Origin of the sequence: Myxococcus stipitatus DSM 14675 (assembly GCF_000331735.1) — a bacterium.
Taxonomy (GTDB): Bacteria; Myxococcota; Myxococcia; order Myxococcales; family Myxococcaceae; genus Myxococcus; species Myxococcus stipitatus.
In genome coordinates, this window is sequence record NC_020126.1 from 9,793,422 (window position 1) to 9,812,776 (window position 19,355).

Below are 19,355 nucleotides of genomic sequence, written 5' to 3' on the forward strand. Positions count from 1 at the left end.
TCTCACAGCCGGCGCCCGGTGAGGATGGGCTGATAGAAGCCCGTCTCCTCGGGGGCGTACCAGCGCGTGTCCACCAGGCCCGCGCGAGTCAGCGCCCGCTCCACCTCCACGCGCTGGAGCGCGCGGTAGACGCCGGTGTGCTCGGTGGCCTGCCAGCCTGAACCCTCGGGGCGCAGGATGAACTGATGGACCTTGTACGTCCTGCCGTCCGTGGACCAGTCCCAGACCTGGAACAGGATGCGGCGGCCCTCGGGCGCATCGAGCACGCGCTCCGAGGTGAAGCGCGGCTGCTGCGTCATGAGCAGGTCATAGTCGCGGATGCTCAGCGCCAGCAGTCCGCCGGGCACCAGCCGGGAGACCATCGCGTTCGCGGCGGCGTCCAGGTCCTCATCGGTGAGCAGGTGCGGAACCGCGTTGTCGAACGCGACGACGACGTCGAACGAGCCCGGCACCTGGACGTCCAGGGTCCGCATGTCCGCGACGCCCGTGGTGAGGTGGACGCCCATGGCCCGCGCCTCGCGTTCGGCGCGAGCCACGGCGGTGGGACTCAGGTCGGTGGCGTGGACGACATAGCCTCGGCCCGCGAGCCCCAGGGCCTGGGTGCCGATGCCACACGCGCAATCCAACACACGCCGGGGAGGGGGCGCGCCGCTGCGGCGCAGCAGGGCGTCCAGCGTGGCGCCCTGTCGCTCCACCGTCTGCGCCCAGTTGGCGAAGAGCAGGTGGTACTCCTCCGCCAGCCCCTCGTAGAAGTCCCGCACGGGCTCGCTCATACGGAGGGCCTCGCTCGAGGGCTGCATCGTTGCTGGGGCGGCCTGGGCGGACTCATGTTCCGAAGGTGCGTCCCTCTAGCGCTTCGATGGCGGCCCGCACATGGGCGGGAATGGGGACTGTCTCGTGGGTGACGTAGTTGAGCGCCACGATGACGGCGGTGCCCTTCGTGTAGAGCACACCGTCCTCCTCGCCGAACACGGCGTGCTCCAGCGTCATGGACGAGTTGCCGATGCGCGAGGTCCGCGCGCAGGCCACCAGCCGGGCCGGGAAGACGACGGGGCGGAGGTACTCGGCTTGCGTGGTCTTGAGGATGGGACCGATGCCGCCGGGGGCGCGGGCGTCTCCCGAGCCAGAGGGTCCCGTCAGACCGACGCGCGAGAGGTAGGGGATGCGAGCGGACTCGAACCACGTGAAGGTCCGGGCATTGTTCGCGTGGCCGAACGCGTCCATTTCACTCCAATGCAGAGTGAACGGGACGCTCACGGGGAAGTCCTTGGGGGAGATATCCGCCATGGGAGGCAGGGTGCCCCAGTCGAGGCCACGAGGGAACGAAGAACACCGCCTGCCTGCCCTCCAGCCAGCACCCCACACCGTGGTAATCCAGCAACACGATGAGTCCACGACTCCTGCTTTCCGCGCTGGCCCTCACGGGGCTCGGTGTCGCGCACCCGGCCTGGGCCACCTCGCCCGAGGCCCCGAAGGCCCCTCGCTCCGGCACGATGAAGGCCCCCACCGCGACAGGCCCCACGTCCACGAGCCCCGCGAAGGCGCCACGGCCCGACAGCGCCACGGCCGCGACGGGCACTCCCTCCACGAGCCCCGCGAAGACGTCAGGCACCACGAGCACCACCACCCCGGCGGCCACCGCGAGCACCACCCCGGCGGGCACCACGAGCACCACCACCCCGGCGGCCACCGCGAGCACCACCCCGGCGGGCATCGCGCCCACGAGCCCCGTGCGCCACCGCGTCACCCCGGCCGAGGCCCCGCGCCACCTCATCGCGGGAGGCAAGGGCCGCGCGACGCTGTTCCTCAACGCGAGCACGGGCGCCACGGCCGCGTCGCTCACGCTGCTGGAGCTCCAGCCCGGCGGCGAGGTGCCCGAACACACCCACGACACGAGCGTCGAGATTCTCTACATCGAGGACGGCGCCGCGGACATGACGGTGGCGGGACAGACGCTTCGCGTGAGCAAGGGAGACGCCGTCTACATCCCCGCGGGCGCGAAGCACTCCGCGAAGGTGGTGTCCCCCGGCGCGCCCTTCAAGGCCGTGCAGGTCTACGCGGGCTCCGGCCCCGAGCAGCGCTTCACCCAAGGCCCCAGGGAGACCGCCCCCCATGGCCCGTAAGCCGACCGGGACGGCGCAGCGCCAGGAACCCACCACCCCCGCCGAGCCGACGCCGCGCCCCCACCCGGTGCTCTCTCGCAACGAGACGGCGCCCATCTCCGACAGCGGCACCGCGACGAAGCCTCAACATCACGCGGGCATGGTGCGGTGGCTCCACCCCGCCCAGCTGCTGCGCACGGGCCTGGACGCACTCGTCGCCGCCGTGTTCGGCGCCCGCGCGGACCATCGGCTCATCGAAGCCGTCGTGCGTCCGCAGGACCCCTACTTCGACTACTCACAGGAGACGTCGCCGGAGGGGGACTTCTGGCTCGACTACGTCGCGGACACGGGCGACGGCTGGGACTCGACGTACACCGTGGCGCGGCTGCTCGCGTTGCCGGAGCTGAAGCTCCCCGTGCGAGGACAGCCGCGCGCCGGTGAGTTCGACACGCAGCGCGGCCGGGTGCTCGTGATGGGCGGCGACGGCGTGTACCCCGGCGCCAGCCGCGAGGTCTACGAAGAGCGATTGATTCAGCCCTACGAAGCGGCCATGCGCCGCTCGAGCACCCCCAACCCGGACCTGTTCATCATCCCGGGCAACCACGACTGGTACGACGGCCTGTCCGCGTTCATGCGGCTGTTCTGCGCGAACCGCTGGATTGCCGGACGGCGCACGCGGCAGAGCCGCAGCTACTTCTCGCTGAAGCTGCCCCAGGGGTGGTGGCTCATCGGCACCGACGTGCAGCTCAACAGCGACATCGACGTGCCGCAGGTGGAGTACTTCCGGCAGGTGGCGGACCAGATGGGCCCGGAGGACCGCGTCATCCTCTGCAACGCGGAGCCCGCCTGGATTCTCGCGGCCACGCAGCGGCGCAAGGGCAGCTACCTGGAGAACAACCTGGAGTACCTCCAGGAGAAGGTGCTCGGCCGGCGCATCAGCATCTTCCTCGCGGGAGACCTGCACCACTACCGGCGCCACGAGGACGCGGCGGGCCGGCAGAAAATCACCGCGGGCGGAGGCGGCGCCTTCATGCACCCCACGCACGCGCCCAAGGCCCATGTGCTGCGCGACGGGTACATGCTCCAGAAGAGCTTCCCGGATGAGCGCACGTCCCGGAGCCTGGCGCGAAAGAACCTGTTCCTCATCCGCTACAGCCCGCTGTTCGGCCTGCTGACGGGCGCGCTGTACCTGCTCCTCGCGCTCGCGGCCTACGCGGAGGTGGGCTCGCTGGGGGTCTCCCAGCTCGGCGACGTGGTGCTCGCGGTGGGCAACAGCATGGTGAGCCGCCCTTGGACGATGGTGCTGGGGCTCGCCACCATCGGCGGACTCATCGGCTTCGCGGACGCGGCCTTCGGCAAGTGGCGCGGGCTCGCGGGCACCTTGCATGGCCTCGCCCACATCTTCACGGCCTTCTTCGTCGCGTGGGGAGGCACCTACCTGGCGGTGAGTGGCATGGGCATCTGTCCCGAGCTCACGCCCGACGGGCTCAACTGCACGGCGGGCTGGCTGCACCTGGCGGGCAAGTTCGCGATGTCCTCCGGCCTCACGTTCCTGGGCGGCTTCCTCTTCGGCCCCTTCGTCATGGGCTTGTACCTGTGGCTGAGCGTCAACCTCTTCGGCGCCCACTCCAACGAGGCGTTCATCTCGCTGGCGCTGCCGGACTGGAAGAACTTCCTGCGCCTGCACATCAACGCGAAGGGACAGCTCACGGTGTATCCCGTGGGCATCGAGCGGGTGCCTCGGAAGTGGAAGCGCACCCACGCGGGTCCCCAGGCGCCCGCGTACGAGCCGGATGACGCCAAGGCCACGCCTCCGACGCTCATCGAGCCCCCTCTGAAAATCTAGGGGTCCCCCAAGGGCAGCCGTGCCACCTCCGAACAACGGCTGTCCCACAACCGCACAGCGGTGGGCTTCATCCCGGCGAAGACTGTCGTCAGTTCGCGCCCTTGAGCCACGGCGCACGTTGGCACGCGGTTGGCTCTACGGTGAGACATGCCCTCCTTCTTCCAGGACCTGCGCCACGGCGCCCGCTCCCTCCGCCGCAGCCCCGGCTTCACCCTGGCGACGGTGCTGGCGTTGGCCTTCGGCATCGGGGCCAACACGCTGCTCTTCAGCGTGGTGAGCGCCCTGCTGCTCCGACCGCTCCCCCTCCCCAGGGCGGAGCGCATCGTCTCCGTGTGGGGCAAGGACCTCCAGAACGAAGGCGAGCAGGCGGGACTGTCCCGCCTGGACGCGGAGGACCTGCGCCAGAAGGTGAAGTCCTTCGAGGCCTTCGCGACCTTCTCCGTCTCCGGAGTCACCCTCACGGCCCCCCACCAGGAGCCGGAGCGCGTGGAGGGGACGATGGTGTCGCAGGACTTCTTCCGCGTGGCGGGGGTGGCGCCCCTGCTTGGCCGGGTCCTCACCGAGGAGGAACACCTGCTCAACGGCCCCCGAGCGGTGGTGCTCTCCCATGCGCTGTGGAAGCAGCGCTTTGCCGCGGACCCTCGGGTGCTGGAGCGCATGTTGGAGATGGATGGCCAGTCCTACCAGGTGGTCGGCGTGATGCCCGAGGGCTTCGACTTTCCCCGGGAAGACACCTCCGAGCCGGTGGCGCTCTGGACCTCCCTTGCAGCGGAGGGCTTCATTCGCGACAGCTGGGACAGTCGCGGCACACACATGCTCACGGGAGTGGCCCTGCTCGCGGCGGGGACCACGGTGGAGCAGGCGGACTCGGAGACGCGCACGGTGATGGCGGCGCTGACCCAGGCCTATCCCGACAGCAACGCCCGTACGAGCGCCTCGGTGGAGTCCCTCCAGGTGCGGCTGTCCAAGGACACGCGCAAGCCCGCGCTGCTGCTGCTGGGGGCCGTGTCGCTGCTCTTGCTGATCGCCTGCGTCAACGTCGCGCAGTTGCTGCTCGCGCGAGCCATGGCGCGGCAGCAAGAGTTCGCGGTGCGCGCGGCGCTGGGTGCGGGCCGGGGCGCGCTGGCGCGGCAGTTGTTGGCGGAAGGCTCGCTGCTGGCCGTCGCGGGAGGTGCCGCGGGGCTGCTCCTGGGGGCCTGGGGCACGGATGTGCTCAGCACCCTATTGCCTGAGTCAGTGCGCCAGGTGCAGGCCGTGCGCGTGGACGGACGCGCCCTGCTCTACACGGCGGGGCTGGTGATGGCGGTGGCCTTGATGTGTGGGCTCGCGCCCCTGGGCACGGCGGCGAAGGCGAGCCTGGGCGGGCTCCTCCAGAGCACCCGCGGCACGAGCGCCAGCAAGTCCGCGCTGCGCTGGCGCGCGGTCCTGGTGTCCACGCAGGTGGCGCTCGCGCTGATGTTGCTGGTGGGCGCGGGGTTGCTGGTGCGCAGCGCGCAGCAACTGGCGGAGGTGGACCCGGGCTACCGCGCGGAGGATGTGACGCTGTTGCGCTTCAACCTCCCGAGCCCGCGCTACACGAGCGAGACGATGGTGCCCTTCTACCAACGCCTGCTCGAGCAGGTGCGCGCGCGGCCGGGCGTGGAGTTCGCGGCCCTCATGACGCCGGGCGTGGCGATCACGTCGGGCATCAGCCTGACCATGGAGATTCCCGGCCGCCCCACGCCTCCGTCCGAGCGGCTCAGCACCAGCTACCGGGCGATGAGCGATGGCGCGGTCGCGACGCTGGGGCTGGCGCTGAAGCAGGGGCGCGACTTCACCCCCCAGGACACGAAGAGCTCTCTTCCGGTGGTGATTGTGAATGAGTCCTTCGCCCGGCGGTTCTTCCCAGGGGAAGAGCTGCTCGGCAAGCGCGTGCGCATCGGCTACGGCGAGTCCATTGACCGTGAGGTGGTGGGCGTGGTGGGCGACATGCGCGCGCGGGGATTGGACAAGGCGGCGGAGCCGGAGCTCTACGCGCCGCTCAGCCAGACGCCGTGGCCGTTCACCTCGATGATTGTGCGCAGCCCGCTGCCCATGGCGTCTGTCTCCGCGTTGGTGAAGGCGGAGCTGGCCCAGCTCGACTCCGGACTGTCGACGCGCCCACCCACGACGCTGGAGCAGAACCTGGAGGCCTCCGTGGCGAACCGCAGCTTCCAGCGGGTGCTGCTGCTCTCGTTCGCGGTCTCCGCGGTGGCGCTGGCGTCGCTCGGAATCTACGGGTTGATGGCGTACAGCGTGGCGCAGCGGCGCCGGGAGCTGGGCATCCGGCTGGCGCTGGGCGCGCTTCCGTCGGACGTGGTGCGGCTGGTGATGAACCAGGCGCTGCGGATGTGCGTGGTGGGCCTGGGCGTGGGCCTGGTGTTGTCGCTGGCGCTGTCGCGTGTGCTGGAGGGCATGCTGTACGGCGTGAGCGCCCTGGACCCGGTGACGTTCCTGTCGGTGCCGCTGTTGCTGCTCGCGGTGGTGGCGCTCGCGAGCTGGCTCCCCGCGCGCCGGGCGTCTCGGGTATCACCCGGCGTGGCGATGACCACGGACTGAAAAGCGGGCGAGCGTGTTCCTCCGTGGAGAGCCCGCGCCGCAACGGGCGGGCGACGGTGCTCCTGGACGTGGAGAAGTCGCTGACGCCGGAGCGGCACGGGCGGCGGCTCCTGGCCTCGTGCTCTGAGCGGGAGGGCTACACCAGCCCTCGCGCGAGACAGCCCAGCGAGGACACCGCGGCTTCGATGCGCGGTGTCCACGGCTGACCGCAGCTCAGGCGGATGAAGTTCCGGTAGGAGTCCGTCCGCGCGGAGAAGATGGGGCCGGGCGCCACGCTGATGCCCACGGCGAAGGCGCGCTCGTGCAGGGCCAGGGAGTCCACCGTGGGCGGCAGCTCCACCCACAACAGCGAGCCGCCCTCCGGCCGAGCCACCCGCGTCCCCTCCGGGAAGAACTCCGCCACGGCCTCCGCCATCCGCTCCACCTGGGCCTTCAAGCCCCGGCGCAGCGCGCGCAGGTGCCGGTCATACCCGCCCTCTTCCAGGAAGCGGGCGATGGCGAGCGGCGGCAAGGTGGCCGTCGCCACCGTGTGCGAGAACTTGAGCAGCTCCACGCGCTCGCGGAACTTCCCGGGCGCGACGTACCCCACGCGGAACCCCGGCGCGAGCGTCTTCGAGAACGAGCCACACAGCATCACGTTCCCCGTCGTGTCGAAGGACTTGCACGTGCGCGGACGCTCCGGGCCGAAGTGCAGGTCGCCGTAGAGGTCGTCCTCGATGAGCGGGATGCCTCGCTCCTCCAGCATCGCCACCAGCCGGCGCCGGTTCTCCTCCGGCATGCAGCTGCCCACCGGGTTGCTGAAGCTGGGCACCACCAGCACCGCCGCCACCCGCCGCCGCTCCAGCGCGGCCTGGAGCGCATCCAGCTCCATGCCGTGGCGAGGCGAGCACGGAATCTCCAGCGCCTTCAGTCCCAGCGACTCGATGTTCTGGAGCGTGCCGTAGTACGCGGGGGACTCGATGGCGATGGTGTCGCCCGTGCGCGCGACGGCGAGCAGGCCCAGGTGGATGGCCTCGGACGCGCCACAGGTGATGATGAAGTCGTCCGCGGCCAGCGCCCCGCCCCAGTCGAGCGAGCGGCGCGCGAGCTGCTGCCGCAGCTCCAGGCACCCCGGCGGCGCGTCGTACAGGATGCCCAGCTCACCGGACTCGCGCGTGAGGATGTTCAGCTCGCGCATCAGCCGCCGCACCGGCAGCAGCTCCGTCGCGGGCCACGCGCCGCCGAGCTGGATGACGCGAGGGTCCCTCATCGCGCGATACACCTGGGACACCAGGCCGCTCACCGTCACGGGCGTGGCGCTCTTGGCGGGCTGGGACACCTGCGGCTCGGCGAGGCGGGGGCGCTCGCGGCGGCGCACGTAGTGACCGGACTGTGGCCGCGTCTCGATGAGTCCGACGGCCTCGAGGTGCATGTACGCCTGGAGCACCGTGGAGATGCTCACGCGCTCACGCAGGCTGAGCTGCCGCACGGACGGCAGCCTGTCCCCGCCCCGCAGCGTGCCCGCGGCAATCGCGTCCGACAGCCGCTCGGCCACCTGCTCGTACAACTTGGGTTTGTGTGCCAGCGCGCCCATTCAAGCCCTCGTGCATGAGTCCGTTCCGCGACTTGTATCGGTAACGGGCTGGCCGCCCGCCGCCCAGATACACCTCCCTCGCGGCTCGACCAGTACAGTTCCCGTGTCCCTGACTGTACTGGTCACAAACCCGAGTTGCTGCATCTGTTCTGTTTCCCCGCCGGGGCGCATGGTGCCGTGCCAGGAGGACATGGAGCCATGCAGTCGATGAGCGCTCTCACGCGGCGGGGCTGGTTGAGCACGCTGTGGAATCAACTGAGGCCAGAAGTTCCCACGGACGCGGAGACCGGCGCCGTGGCGCTGTTTCAAGGAGCCCTGTGGAGTCGCCACCTGGACGGGAGCGAGGGTCTCTCGCTCACCTGTACCGAGGGCCAGCTCTGGCTCACCTTCGAGTCGGACCCACGGGACTACATCCTGGAGCCCGGGAGCACCCTGCGCCTGGCGAAGCCGGGGCTCGTCGTGGTGCAGGCGACGAGACCCTCGCGGATGCGGCTGGCGAAGGCATCGCACGTCGCTTGAAGACTCACTCGACGGCGTGGCCCTCCAGCTTCGCGGCGGAGGGCCGCGCGCCTTCGCGGCCACGCGAGCCCGACACGCTGAGGAGGAAGGCCGCGCCCAGCGCCATCAGCAGCACGGAGGCCAGCGCGCTCTGCTCGAACTGGGCGGCGAAGGACAGGTTCGGCTGAGGTGCCTGGAACGGAAGACTGATGAGTCGCAGTCCTCCGAGCAGCACGAAGAACAGTCCGCTCAACATCCCCTCCGGCCGCGTGCGCCACCAGCGCCTCACCGCGAGGAGGATTCCGCCCAGGACCACGCCTTCCAGGGCCGCCTGATAGAGCAATACCGGGTGACGCGCGGGGAGGATGCGGTACAGCTCCGCGAGGAGCGCTTCGTTCGAGCGCGCCAGGAGCGCGACTTCGTGGCCAGGCACGGAGGCCAGCGTCGCGATATCGAACGCGGGAGCGGCCACGGGATGAAAGCCCGGCATCCCCACCTCGGAGGGGAACATCCAGGCCCACGGCACGGAGGTCACCTCACCCAGCGGCGCGCCTTCCGCGAACAGGGCCGCATGTCCCAGGAAGAAGCCCAGCGGGGCGAAGACCACCAGCGCATCCGTCACTTGCAGCCAGGAGCGCTGGCGCTTGCGCGCGAAGTACACCCCGAAGACCAGCACTCCCAACAGGGCCCCGAGCATGGAAGCTCCGCCCTGCCGGAACTGGAAGAAGAGGGAGAGGTCCTGCGAGAAGTCCTCCCACTGGTGCAGGAGCATGTAGCCCAGTCGCCCGCCCAGCATCACGCCGAAGAGCCCCGCGTAGAGAACGAACTCCGGCACCTCTCGCTTCTCGAACGGCCCTTGTCCGCGTGCGGCCTGACGCCAGAGCGCGACGAACACCAGGAGGAAGCCCGCGAGATACGCGGCCCCTGTCCAGCGCAGGAAGAGGGTCTCCGAGAAGCGCACCACCACTGGACTGACATCGTGGAGAGGATGAGCGGACACGGCGATGCCTCGACGGGAGGTCCACGAGAGGGCTCGCCTGTGCGAGCCGCTCCCGTGGCGCGGGTTCGCTACTTGAAGAAGTCCTTGGGAGCGATGTCGGTGGGATTGGTCCCGACAACCTTCCTGAAGGAGATTGCGTAGGAGCCGTCTTTCTTCTCGATCTTCTGGTAGCGGAGCGAGTCCAGCTTTCCGTCGGTAATCAGGCGGTTCCAGTCGGTGCCGTTGATGCGAATGACCGCGCTGGGACCACAGCAGTTATACGTCACGTCCGTCGTAATCACGCCTGGAGTCCAGGTAATGGTCGCGCAGCTTTGCTCATACAGGCTCAACGCCACCGTGGCTGAACCCTGGTTGTGGGTCACGATGCAATCCTCCGCGCCCTGGGCCGTTCCTTGAGACAGACACAGCCAGACAAGACACACGCCTGCCGCGAGTCTCTTCATGGCGATTCCTCCTCGATTGGGGTCAGGTCCGCTCTACATCGTAGGTTTGCTGCCGCCCTCTTTGGCCTTCGTCTCGGTCTTCTTGTTCTTGGGGTCCTGCTTGGCGGCCTTGTCCTCCTCGACGGTGAGGACCTTCGGCTCCTTGGAGTTGGCGGCCTCCTCGGCCTTGGCGGACGGCTTCTCCGTCGAGGGCGGAGGCGTCTTCGCCGGTGTGGTCTTGTCCGTGGCATAGGCCGCGGACGCGAAGCAGAGGAGTCCCAATGCCACCCAGTTCTTCATGGGATGCATCCTTTCTGTGCTGACCGTTTCATGAGCCTCGCAGGCAACCGAGGACACTCCCCACAAGGCAGCGGCACTTTTGCCGGTCGACACCGTGGCAGCAATTGCCCTTTGGCTCCGTGCGACTGTCCCAGCAGGAACAGTCACGAGGGGCATGGGGCGCGGCTTGCACGGCGGGTCCTGAGTCCAGGGCCCGCCGTGAAGCAGGTGGCTCAGCTCAAGGTGCCACGGAAGCCGATGGGTCCTTCCTTGTCGTAGGTCATGGTGCCCGACAGCGTCTTGCCTCCGTCACTGGAGGTGACGTCGACGGCGACGACGTTCTGGTTGGGCCGGAAGCCGATGATCCACTGTCCGCCGGGGTGCCAGGGCGCGGTGGTGCCGCCCCACTGGTTCTCCACGGTATAGGTGTCCGCGCCGGACAAGGTGCCGCGGAAGCCGATGGGTCCTTCCTTGTCGTAGGTCATGGTGCCCGACAGCGTCTTGCCTCCGTCATTGGAGGTGACGTTCATGGCGACGACGTTCTGGCCCTGGCGCGCACCGAGGCTCCAGAGACCTCCGGCATTCCAGGGCGCGGTGGCGCCGCCCCACTGGTTCTCCACCGAGTAGGCGCTGCCTTCGGCCAGCTCGCTCTTGAAGCCGATGGGCCCTTCGCCCGAGTACTTCATCGTCCCCGCGAGCGTCTTGCCTCCGTCGCTGGAGGTGATGTCGATGGCGATGACGTTCTGGTCCAGGCGGTAGCCGAGGACGAAGGTGCCACCCGGGTTCCAGGGCGCGGAGGCGCCGCCCCACTGGTTCTCCACCTTGTAGTTGTTGGCCCCCACGAGGGTCCCCCGGAAGCCGATGGACCCTTCGCCCGCATACGTCATCGTCCCCGTCAGCGTCTTGCCGCCATCGCTGGAGGTGACATTCAGGGCGATGACGTTCTGATTGGGTCGACTTCCGATGACCCAGGCGCCACCCGGGTTCCACTGCGCAGACGAACCACCCCACTGGTTCTGAACGCTATACCTGGACATTGCTGGCATTCCTTTGCTTGGGAGCCGGATGCATGGGAACAGCAGGCGGAAAGCCAGGCCCGGGAACGGACCTGACCTCCGCGCCGCGCATGGTCCGCCCGCACCTCAATGCCTGTCCAGGGAAGACACCTCGACGCCTGTCATTGCCCCCGCGAGTGGCCAGGACCACACACGGCATGGGATTCCAGGGAGGGGGACTGAGTGGGATTGAACTCACCGCCAGGCCCAGCCCACCCGCATGCCACTCACCAACAACGACAGACGCGGATGCTAGTTTCTCCCGCCATGCCACCCTTTCGCGCACCCTGGTCATTGCTGGCGTTCATTCTCTGTCTGAGTTGTTCAACCACCCCCAGTTCTTCCATGCAACGAGCGTGGGAAGAGGCGGAGGTGGAGTGCCTTGCCGCCGAACAAGACCGCTGCATTTCCCTTCTCTGCCTTGGGGACACCTGCGGCTTCTACCCCTGCGGGGAGCTGCCCGGCGAGGTCGAGCTGGCTCGCTTCCCGCCCGCGCGCCCTCCAGCCGCCGCTGCAGCGCCGGGCATGGGCCCTCGGAGAACCTGGGGCGCCGGGCAAACACTCCCGAAGGGAGCCGTCATGGTGTTCCCCAACTGGAATGGCGCCCCGGAGAGGGTCGTCCCTCCCTCACGCCAGCTCACACCGGGCCGATGGGAGAAACACCACATCTTCCCCCAGTCCGAAGACCTCGCACGCTGGTTCGAACGCCAGGGCGTCAAGATCCACCACTACACGATGCCGATTCCGCTGCACGTCCATCGACGAATCCACGATGGCACAGGACGCGGTGGCGCATGGAACGACGCCTGGCGGAGCTACATGCGACAGAACCCGCGCGCCAAGCCGGAGGAGATCTTCAAGCATGCCGGGGAACTGATTCACCGCTTCGACCTCATCGGAGGCCCTGTTCAGCCCTATTATTCTCGCCCGGGAGCGTGAGGCCGCATGAGTCGGTTCTTTTGGGTGAACGAGGACAGGGCCTCCGCGGAGAAACATGGCGGAGAGGTCGATGGGTGGCGTCCGTTGGCGCTTCCCGGCGTGAACTGTCACACCTGCGGCGCGACCTGGAGCGACGTAGGCCATGACTACCCCTCCGTCGACCTCACCCAGCTTCCGGAACGTCGCGAGCTTGAGCGGGCCAGACCCGAGCCCTTCCCCGAGTTCGCGCGCCTTCGCGAAGCCGTGCGCCCGCTGACTCCGCCGCAGGCACAGCTCCCACCCGGAACAGGCTTTGGCCCCCTCGTAGGTCGAGCCTGGGGCGAGTTCGGCCCCATCGCTTGGGCGGGAGGGCTCACCATCCTCATGCGTCGGGATGGACTGGAGCACCTCCAGGCAGAGGGGGTGCGCGGACTGAAGGGGTTCCGCACGGAGCTTCGATTCCGCCAGAAGCCTCCTCCCGACCTGCTGGAGCTTGAGCTGGAGCCGCGTGGGCGGCTGCACCCGGACTGCATTCCCCCAGACGTCCCACCGCCCTGCCCGATCTGCGGCCGGCACGGCTTCATGCGCCCCGAGGCACCGATTCTGGAGGCTGCGTCTCTACCTCAAGAGGTGGATTTGTTCCGGGTCGGCGACTTCGCGACCATGGTCATCGCCACCGAGCGTTGCAGGGAGGCAGTGCGCAGCCTGGGGCTCGACGGCTTCACGTTCCAGGAGTTGCCGACACGCTGACGACCCCGGAAGCCAAGGCTCCCGGGGCCACCGGGCCCTCACGCCACCGTGAGGATGTCCGCGCCCTTGTCCGTCACGAGCAGCGTGTGCTCGAACTGCGCGCTGCGGCTACCGTCCGCGGTGACGGCGGTCCACCCGTCATCCCACGTGCGGTGCCCCCAGCCACCCTGGTTGATCATCGGCTCGACCGTGAAGATCATGCCGGGCTCCATGACGGTGTCGCACTCGGGCTCGTAGTAGTGCGGAATCTGGAGCGACGTGTGGAACGTCTCGCCGATGCCGTGGCCGCAGTAGGCCCGCACCACGCTCATCCCGTTCTTCGTCGCGTGCTCTTCGATGGCCCGCCCGATGTCGCTGATGGGCCGCCCCGGCTTCACCGCCGCGATACCCAAATCCAGACACTCGCGCGTCACTTGCACCAGCCGCTGGCTCTCCGGCTCCACGTTGCCCACGAAGAACGTGCCCGAGCAGTCCCCATGCACCCCATCCAGGAAGATGGTGATGTCCAGGTTCACGATGTCCCCATCCTCCAGCGCCCGGTTGTCGGGGATGCCGTGGCAGATGACCTCGTTGACCGACGTGCACAGCGACTTGGGGAAGCCGTGGTAGTTGAGCGTGCTCGGATAGCCGCCCCGGCGGATGTACGCCTCGTGGGTGATGGCATCCAGCTCATCCGTGGTGATGCCCGGACGCACGTGCGTGGACACCTCCTGGAGCACCTCCGCCGCGGCCTTGCAGGCCCGGCGCATGCGCGCGATGACGTCCGGGGAACGAATCTCCGAACCCGCCGCGCGACGCTGGGGACGCCCGGTGGCCGCGTAGTCCGGCCTGGGGATGTGCAGCGGCACGTCCCGTCGGGGACTGATGATGCCGGGGCGGATGCCCTTGCGAGCGACCTCGGGGCCCTTCTTGCGGGCCTCGACGGCGTCGGCGCCACGGTGACACTTCTTGTACTTGGTACCGCTGCCGCACCAGCAGACATCGTTGGGACCAGGCAGCACGGCGGGAGGGGTACGGGGACTGGCGGTGGTCATCTCTCAACTCCGGTAGGGACCGTGTCGGACCTGCGAGTGCGCAGCCAACGCAACACCTGGGGCCGCAGCCACAAACGAGGACGCCCCGTGCCCAGGTCCAGGACAGGCCGAGGCATGTCCGGATAGCGGCGCAGGTAGGTGCTGACACTGTTGGCGTGGCTCAACTGCAGCAGCCCCGCCACGCCCTGAGCGTCAATCAGGTCTTCGGTCTTCACCATGGGACACATGAGGGGCCTGTCTATACCCGTAGACACGCCACGGCGCACGGGTTCTTTCCGCCTCCCTGGGCAGGGGGCAGGCGGACGACCGGTGGTGGACACCTCCCGGGGGCGCCCTGGCGTGCTGGAGAGGGGACGCCGTCCCACGGCGTCCCCTCCATCCAACCGTGACTTCCGCGGGGCTCAGCCCGGCGGAGCGATGCAGGCGTACTGGTAGACGACCTTGTCCTCGGAGACCTTCGAGCAGGTCTGCACGTAGCAGCCCGGGTGGTTCTTCGCGCAGTGCTCGTTCACCGCGGCCCAGTCGTTGTCGTTGCAGCCGGCGGCATCCAGCGACGCCCGATGGAGCGGCGCCTGCTCGAAGGAGCTCTCCTCCTCGCAGGTGACGGTGTCCACCTGCTCATCCTGCCGGAGGTCCGCCGCCGCCACGGGGCTCACCTGCATCAGCGCGAACGTGAACATCACCGCGGACACCCATCCAGAGATTCTTCGCATGTGCTCCCCCAGTTCCAGGTTGTGACATGCTCCATACTAAGGGTCGGTCTGACACGAACCCCGCCGTTGCGAAGCTGGATGGATGATTCATGTTTCAGTTTGCACGACAAGCATCGGGCCCTGCTCACAGGTCAACGGAGAGGTACCAGAACAAGGCCGTCTCTGGCCGGGTCTGCGTCGGGAGGGCCGTGTAGAGGTAGCGGTCGAAGCCCCCCAGTTGGAACCCATACCTCTCATAGAAGCGGCATGCTGGAACGTTGTTGGACTGCGTCTCGAGGCGGACCATTCGCAGGCCTTGTTCTTTCGCCCAGCGGACGGCTTCGTCCATCAGCGTCCGTGCGAGCCCCCTCCGACGGTGAGCGCGGTCGATGGCGACGTCCTCAATCTGCGCGCAGTGATTCCAGGCACGCGACGCCACGATGTAGCCGGCCACTCGAGAGTCTTCGCCTCGGACCACGGCAACCATGGACGTGTCTGGGTTCGCGGCATCGATGCGCTCGTCGTCCCATGAATAGTGTTTGGTGTATCGGGTGACAGGGACGACCCGCGTCAACGCGGGTCCGTCGAACGGGGCCACGGCCTCTTCGTCCACATCGAACGAGAAGTCCGTGCCCCGCAACTCCGTCTCGGTGAGCGTCTCCACGCGTTCAATCCGCATGGGCCAGACGTAGCAGTCAGGCACGTCACCACCAAGCACGCGCTCACGCCATCACCTCTCGCCCGCGAGAGAAAACGAGGCCCTCCTTCCTGACCGCGCCAATGCACAGGAAGTCACCGGAATCGAAGCCCACGAGGAGGACTCGCTGAGCAGCCTCTCCGAGGAGCCGCGGCCCCATGCGCTGAGCGACATGCCGGACGGCGAGCGTCGCGTACGCCAAGGCCAACGCGTACTCCGCATCGTTCCCGAGGCCATCCTCCTTCCCATAGGCCATCTGGTAGATGGAATCGAGGACGGAGGATGCCGCGTCGGGTGTGTCACTGCCCCATCGCTCGCGGAACAGCCAATCGAGAGCGGTCCCGTCATAGGCGGCCCCGATGAGATGGAGGTCCGCGGTCACGCGGTCCTTCACCATCGGATTGAAGAGCCCGAACCAGAACCCCGTGACAGACGCGGGCGGCGGCGACGTCCGCAGGATGGCTTCGAGCCACTCCTGGAGATGCCGGATATCTCCCTCCACATCCAATGCCCCCAAGACAGCCCAATCAGGATGGGGCCGCGCGGGCGTGCAGAACTGGATGATGCGCTGAAACGCTTCCGAGACCGGGAGGTCCGACTTCACGACACGCTCGAGCTCACGAAAGAACCCAGCGGCATTGTAGGAGGTCATGGGAGCGATTCTTTGAGCGCACTCCCCATGAGTCCAGAGGCGTTCCTCCAGAGCACCTCAGACATCCCCTCACCCGCCCGGCACCGCACGCGTCACGTCACCCACCCAGCGCCAGACACGTCACGCAGTAGCGTGCCTCCGGGACGGCGCGCAGGCGGTTGCGCCCCATGGCCCCGCCACATCGCTCACAGCGGCCGAACAGCCCCAGCGCGATTCGCGTGAGCGCCGCGTCTATCTCCACCAGCTCCCGCGCTTCCCCCTCGGCCTCCGGCGAGGGCCGCGTCCGCGCCCTCCTCAGGCGCTCGCCGCGCTGCACCAGGGCGTCCCGCGCCTCACGAGCCAGACTGTCCATCGTCGCCTCCTGCGACTCCCTCTTTGGAAGAGTGAGAGCCCGGAAGTTCAGGAACCGTGCCGCACTCCTCCGCGGCCCGACACCCTGAATCCACCGCAAGGCTTGCGCGGGCGCCCTGCCCCTCCGCAGCTCTTGCGGCGGACCCCGTGGAAACAGCAGGGCCCACGGAACCACCGTGAGCCCTGACCGTCTCACCGCGTCGGGGGCTCGTATGCCCGCCCGCCGAAGAAGGGCTGGGCCATGATGGCCCTCGCGAGCTTGTCGCTGAAGACATGCCCGTCCCGGGCAAAGTCCTCCGCCTCCCGCTCCGTGAGCCGCACCCGCACCGCGTCCATCGCGATGCCGCCCACGACGACCTCGATGACCAGCCCGCCGTCCGCCTCGCGCAACACGCGGTAGAGCAGCGGGCTCTGGTAGACGACCTCCTCACCGCTCATGAAGCCTCCCGCGCGGAGCCAAGGACAGACACGTCACGGAATCTCGGCCACCGTCGCCTGGGCCACCGGCGCGTTGATGACCATGATTTCCGGCACGCCACCCGACGTGTAGCCGCCGAACTTGAAGCAGTCCGTGTCCTGCTCGCTCTGGCACTTCCACACGCCCGGGTCGGCATCCACCGGCAGGCGCGCGCACGAACCCGAGGCCTTCAGGTCCAGCGTCATCATCCGCAGCGGCCCCTCGAAGTTCTTCGCCGGCAGCCCCAGCGCCTGCCCCAGCACCGCCGGGTCATGCGTCGCGCCCGTCATCGACTTCTTCACCGCCTCGTGGATGACCGCCGACGGCGCCGCGAACAGGAAACAGCCGTTGTCGTCACAGCGCCCAAAGTTCTTCGCGCCCGACTGCACCACGAACGTCTGGTACGGACCTTCCTTCATCAGCCACGACACCGAGCCGTCCGGGAAGTTCTTCGCCAGGTGCTGCTCGATGCTCCAAGGCGCGGCCCGCTGGTCCGCCTCCTTCGAAATCTCCTGCTGCTTCGCATCACACGCCTGCGCCACCGGCTCCGGCGTGACAGGGGCCTGCGCATGCTTGCACCCCACCACGAACAACGCGCTGACCAGCAGGGCTCGGACCATCCAGGACATCATCGACCTCGGTTCAAGGGTTGAAGGGGCGCGCACACTAGTCCAGGAGAGCACGATTTCGACCCCTCAAAGTCAATGCGAGACAGGCGCCCCTGTCCGCCCGGGTGCGGGACAGTCGACGCGCCCTCAGAGAGGCATCGACTTTTGCCTCGGGACGGGGCAAGCCAGGACTTCCTATGCGCTCGCAACTTTCTGGTCCCCCGCCCGAGCGGGGCCTGTTCTGCAACCGCACCCTCAACCTGCGCGCCATCAAGGCCGTGGGCTACGACATGGACTACACGCTCATCCACTACCGGGTGGAAGCGTGGGAGCGCCGCGCCTACGAGCACATCCGGGACCGGCTCGTCGCCCAGGGCTGGCCCGTGGGCGACCTCCAGTTCGACCCGGCGCTGGCCATCCGCGGCCTCATCATCGACACCGAGAAGGGCAACCTGCTCAAGGCCAACCGCTTCGGCTTCGTGAAGAAGGCCCTCCATGGCACCCGCGCCATGGACTTCGTCACCCAGCGCGACGAGTACTCCCACGTCGTCATCGACCTGCACGAGCGCCGGTGGGTGTTCCTCAACACGCTGTTCTCGCTGTCCGAGGCCTGCCTCTACGCGCAGCTCGTGGACCGGCTGGACACGGGCGTGCTGCCGGGCCCCATGGGCTACGCGGACCTCTACGAGCACGTGCGCAAGAACCTGGACGCCACGCACATGCAGGGCCAGCTCAAGGCGGAGATCATCGCCGACCCGGAGCGCTACGTGCTGGATGACCCGGAGACGCCGCTGGCGCTGCTGGACCAGCGCAACGCGGGCAAGAAGCTCCTGCTCATCACCAACAGCGAGTGGGCCTACACCGAGCCCATGATGCACTTCGCCTTCGACAAGCACCTGCCCCAGGGCATGACGTGGCGGCAGCTGTTCGACGTGGTGATTGTCTCCGCGCGCAAGCCCGAGTTCTTCACCACCCGCTCCGCGCTCTTCGAGGTGGTGGAGACCAACGGCGAGGCGCTGCTGCGTCCGCACTCCGGCCCCTTCAAGGCGGGCACGCCCTACTTCGGCGGCAGCGCGGTGGAGCTGGAGCGCCACCTGGGCATGAGCGGCGACGAGATTCTCTACGTCGGCGACCACATGTTCGGCGACGTGCACGTGTCCAAGAGCGAGCTGCGCTGGCGCACCGCGCTCATCCTCCGCGAGCTGGAGGACGAGGTGCGCGCCATCGCGTCCTTCCGCCCCACGGAGACCCGGCTCGCCGACCGCATGGTCCTCAAGGAGCGGATGGAGTGGGAGAGCTGCCAGCTCCGGCTGGAGCTCCAGCGGCGCCGCGCGGACTACGGGCCCCGCACGGACTCGCCTCCGGAAGCGGAGCTGGTGAGCCGGCTGGGCGAGCTGCGTGAGTCCCTGGAGGCGCTGGACGCGGAGCTGGCCCCCATGGCCCGCGCCGCCACCGAGCTGTCCAATCCCATCTGGGGCCTGCTCACCCGCGCCGGCAACGACAAGAGCCACCTGGCGCGCCAGGTGGAGCGCTACGCGGACATCTACACGTCCCGCGTGTCCAACTTCCTGTTCGCCACGCCCTTCGTCTACCTGAGGAGCCCCCGCGGCAGCCTCCCGCACGACCCCAGCCTGCCGGGCGGCACCCCCGTCTTCCCCGCCGCCGACGGTGGCGGCGGCATGGCGGACGCCGAGTAACCGGAGCCCCCCCCGCCTGCCCGCACACCTGGGGCAACCTCCCAGGTGCGCGGATTTACTGGCTTTATGTTCAGTATGGACTGATCGCGGGCGGAAGGGCCTTCCCCCTCGAACAGGCGTGTCAGACCCCTCCGCTAAGAGTTGTCG

The 19,355-nt window shown here is 68.4% G+C and carries 22 protein-coding genes; 7 read left to right on the forward strand and 15 right to left on the reverse strand.

Annotation, left to right across the window (positions count from 1 at the left end):
• Positions 1–2 precede the first annotated feature (2 nt).
• Together MYSTI_RS38040 and MYSTI_RS38045 are read right to left on the reverse strand one after the other, a co-directional pair.
• Positions 3–773 (reverse strand): class I SAM-dependent methyltransferase, encoded by a 771-nt coding sequence (locus tag MYSTI_RS38040; RefSeq protein WP_015353190.1) that lies wholly within the window; start codon positions 771–773, stop codon positions 3–5.
• A gap of 52 nt (positions 774–825) precedes the next feature.
• Complete coding sequence (locus MYSTI_RS38045) at positions 826–1,287, reverse strand: acyl-CoA thioesterase (RefSeq protein WP_015353191.1); 462 nt, start codon at positions 1,285–1,287, stop codon at positions 826–828.
• A gap of 98 nt (positions 1,288–1,385) precedes the next feature.
• Here MYSTI_RS38045 and MYSTI_RS38050 point away from each other — a divergent pair, with 98 nt between their 5' ends.
• From MYSTI_RS38050 to MYSTI_RS38060, 3 genes are all read left to right on the forward strand, one after another.
• Positions 1,386–2,123 carry a cupin domain-containing protein gene (locus MYSTI_RS38050; protein WP_015353192.1) on the forward strand — a complete coding sequence of 246 codons (738 nt, stop codon included), beginning with the start codon at positions 1,386–1,388 and terminating at the stop codon, positions 2,121–2,123.
• Positions 2,113–3,948, forward strand: a complete 1,836-nt coding sequence (locus MYSTI_RS38055) for a hypothetical protein (RefSeq protein ID WP_015353193.1) — start codon at positions 2,113–2,115, stop codon at positions 3,946–3,948. The genes MYSTI_RS38050 and MYSTI_RS38055 overlap by 11 nt, the downstream gene beginning before the upstream one ends.
• Positions 3,949–4,095: 147 nt before the next feature.
• Positions 4,096–6,525: an ABC transporter permease gene (locus MYSTI_RS38060; protein ID WP_015353194.1), complete on the forward strand. Its 2,430-nt coding sequence runs from the start codon at positions 4,096–4,098 to the stop codon at positions 6,523–6,525.
• Positions 6,526–6,661: 136 nt separating this feature from the next.
• On the opposite strand, the gene MYSTI_RS38065 is transcribed toward MYSTI_RS38060, so the two are convergent.
• Complete coding sequence (locus MYSTI_RS38065; RefSeq protein ID WP_015353195.1) at positions 6,662–8,098, reverse strand: aminotransferase-like domain-containing protein; 1,437 nt, start codon at positions 8,096–8,098, stop codon at positions 6,662–6,664.
• A gap of 207 nt (positions 8,099–8,305) precedes the next feature.
• Between MYSTI_RS38065 and MYSTI_RS38070 the strand changes: the two genes are divergently transcribed.
• The gene (locus MYSTI_RS38070; protein ID WP_044900947.1) at positions 8,306–8,617 is read left to right on the forward strand and encodes a DUF2917 domain-containing protein; all 312 of its coding nucleotides are present in this window, start codon (positions 8,306–8,308) and stop codon (positions 8,615–8,617) included.
• Between the two features lie 4 nt (positions 8,618–8,621).
• On the opposite strand, the gene MYSTI_RS38075 is transcribed toward MYSTI_RS38070, so the two are convergent.
• From MYSTI_RS38075 to MYSTI_RS38090, 4 genes are all read right to left on the reverse strand, one after another.
• A complete protein-coding gene (locus MYSTI_RS38075; protein WP_015353197.1) occupies positions 8,622–9,596 on the reverse strand; it encodes a prolipoprotein diacylglyceryl transferase in 975 nt (324 codons plus the stop codon).
• A gap of 68 nt (positions 9,597–9,664) precedes the next feature.
• Positions 9,665–10,039, reverse strand: coding sequence for a hypothetical protein (locus MYSTI_RS38080; RefSeq protein ID WP_015353198.1), 375 nt, complete (start codon positions 10,037–10,039; stop codon positions 9,665–9,667).
• Between the two features lie 33 nt (positions 10,040–10,072).
• Positions 10,073–10,318 carry a hypothetical protein gene (locus MYSTI_RS38085; RefSeq protein WP_015353199.1) on the reverse strand — a complete coding sequence of 82 codons (246 nt, stop codon included), beginning with the start codon at positions 10,316–10,318 and terminating at the stop codon, positions 10,073–10,075.
• Between the two features lie 212 nt (positions 10,319–10,530).
• Complete coding sequence (locus tag MYSTI_RS38090; protein ID WP_015353200.1) at positions 10,531–11,334, reverse strand: lectin OAA family protein; 804 nt, start codon at positions 11,332–11,334, stop codon at positions 10,531–10,533.
• A 285-nt stretch (positions 11,335–11,619) separates the two neighbouring features.
• Between MYSTI_RS38090 and sitA6 the strand changes: the two genes are divergently transcribed.
• Together sitA6 and sitI6 are read left to right on the forward strand one after the other, a co-directional pair.
• Positions 11,620–12,291, forward strand: a complete 672-nt coding sequence (sitA6, locus tag MYSTI_RS38095) for a SitA6 family polymorphic toxin lipoprotein (RefSeq protein WP_044900948.1) — start codon at positions 11,620–11,622, stop codon at positions 12,289–12,291.
• A 6-nt stretch (positions 12,292–12,297) separates the two neighbouring features.
• On the forward strand, positions 12,298–13,020 hold the full coding sequence (sitI6, locus tag MYSTI_RS38100) for a SitI6 family double-CXXCG motif immunity protein (protein ID WP_015353202.1): 723 nt from the start codon (positions 12,298–12,300) through the stop codon (positions 13,018–13,020).
• A gap of 38 nt (positions 13,021–13,058) precedes the next feature.
• On the opposite strand, the gene map is transcribed toward sitI6, so the two are convergent.
• The 8 genes from map to MYSTI_RS38140 form a co-directional block, all read right to left on the reverse strand.
• The gene (gene map / locus MYSTI_RS38105) at positions 13,059–14,054 is read right to left on the reverse strand and encodes a type I methionyl aminopeptidase (protein ID WP_015353203.1); all 996 of its coding nucleotides are present in this window, start codon (positions 14,052–14,054) and stop codon (positions 13,059–13,061) included.
• Entirely contained in the window at positions 14,051–14,272 is a 222-nt protein-coding gene (locus MYSTI_RS38110; RefSeq protein ID WP_044900949.1) for a hypothetical protein, read from the reverse strand. The genes map and MYSTI_RS38110 overlap by 4 nt, the downstream gene beginning before the upstream one ends.
• Positions 14,273–14,455: 183 nt before the next feature.
• Complete coding sequence (locus tag MYSTI_RS38115) at positions 14,456–14,767, reverse strand: hypothetical protein (RefSeq protein ID WP_015353205.1); 312 nt, start codon at positions 14,765–14,767, stop codon at positions 14,456–14,458.
• Between the two features lie 124 nt (positions 14,768–14,891).
• Positions 14,892–15,449 carry a GNAT family N-acetyltransferase gene (locus tag MYSTI_RS38120; protein WP_201768946.1) on the reverse strand — a complete coding sequence of 186 codons (558 nt, stop codon included), beginning with the start codon at positions 15,447–15,449 and terminating at the stop codon, positions 14,892–14,894.
• 19 nt (positions 15,450–15,468) lie between these two features.
• A complete protein-coding gene (locus MYSTI_RS38125; RefSeq protein ID WP_015353207.1) occupies positions 15,469–16,095 on the reverse strand; it encodes a hypothetical protein in 627 nt (208 codons plus the stop codon).
• A 97-nt stretch (positions 16,096–16,192) separates the two neighbouring features.
• A complete protein-coding gene (locus tag MYSTI_RS38130) occupies positions 16,193–16,447 on the reverse strand; it encodes a TraR/DksA family transcriptional regulator (RefSeq protein WP_015353208.1) in 255 nt (84 codons plus the stop codon).
• A gap of 191 nt (positions 16,448–16,638) precedes the next feature.
• Positions 16,639–16,884: a hypothetical protein gene (locus MYSTI_RS38135; RefSeq protein ID WP_015353209.1), complete on the reverse strand. Its 246-nt coding sequence runs from the start codon at positions 16,882–16,884 to the stop codon at positions 16,639–16,641.
• 33 nt (positions 16,885–16,917) lie between these two features.
• On the reverse strand, positions 16,918–17,523 hold the full coding sequence (locus MYSTI_RS38140; protein WP_233278090.1) for a hypothetical protein: 606 nt from the start codon (positions 17,521–17,523) through the stop codon (positions 16,918–16,920).
• 185 nt (positions 17,524–17,708) lie between these two features.
• Between MYSTI_RS38140 and MYSTI_RS38145 the strand changes: the two genes are divergently transcribed.
• A complete protein-coding gene (locus tag MYSTI_RS38145; RefSeq protein ID WP_015353211.1) occupies positions 17,709–19,208 on the forward strand; it encodes an HAD-IG family 5'-nucleotidase in 1,500 nt (499 codons plus the stop codon).
• Positions 19,209–19,355 lie beyond the last annotated feature (147 nt).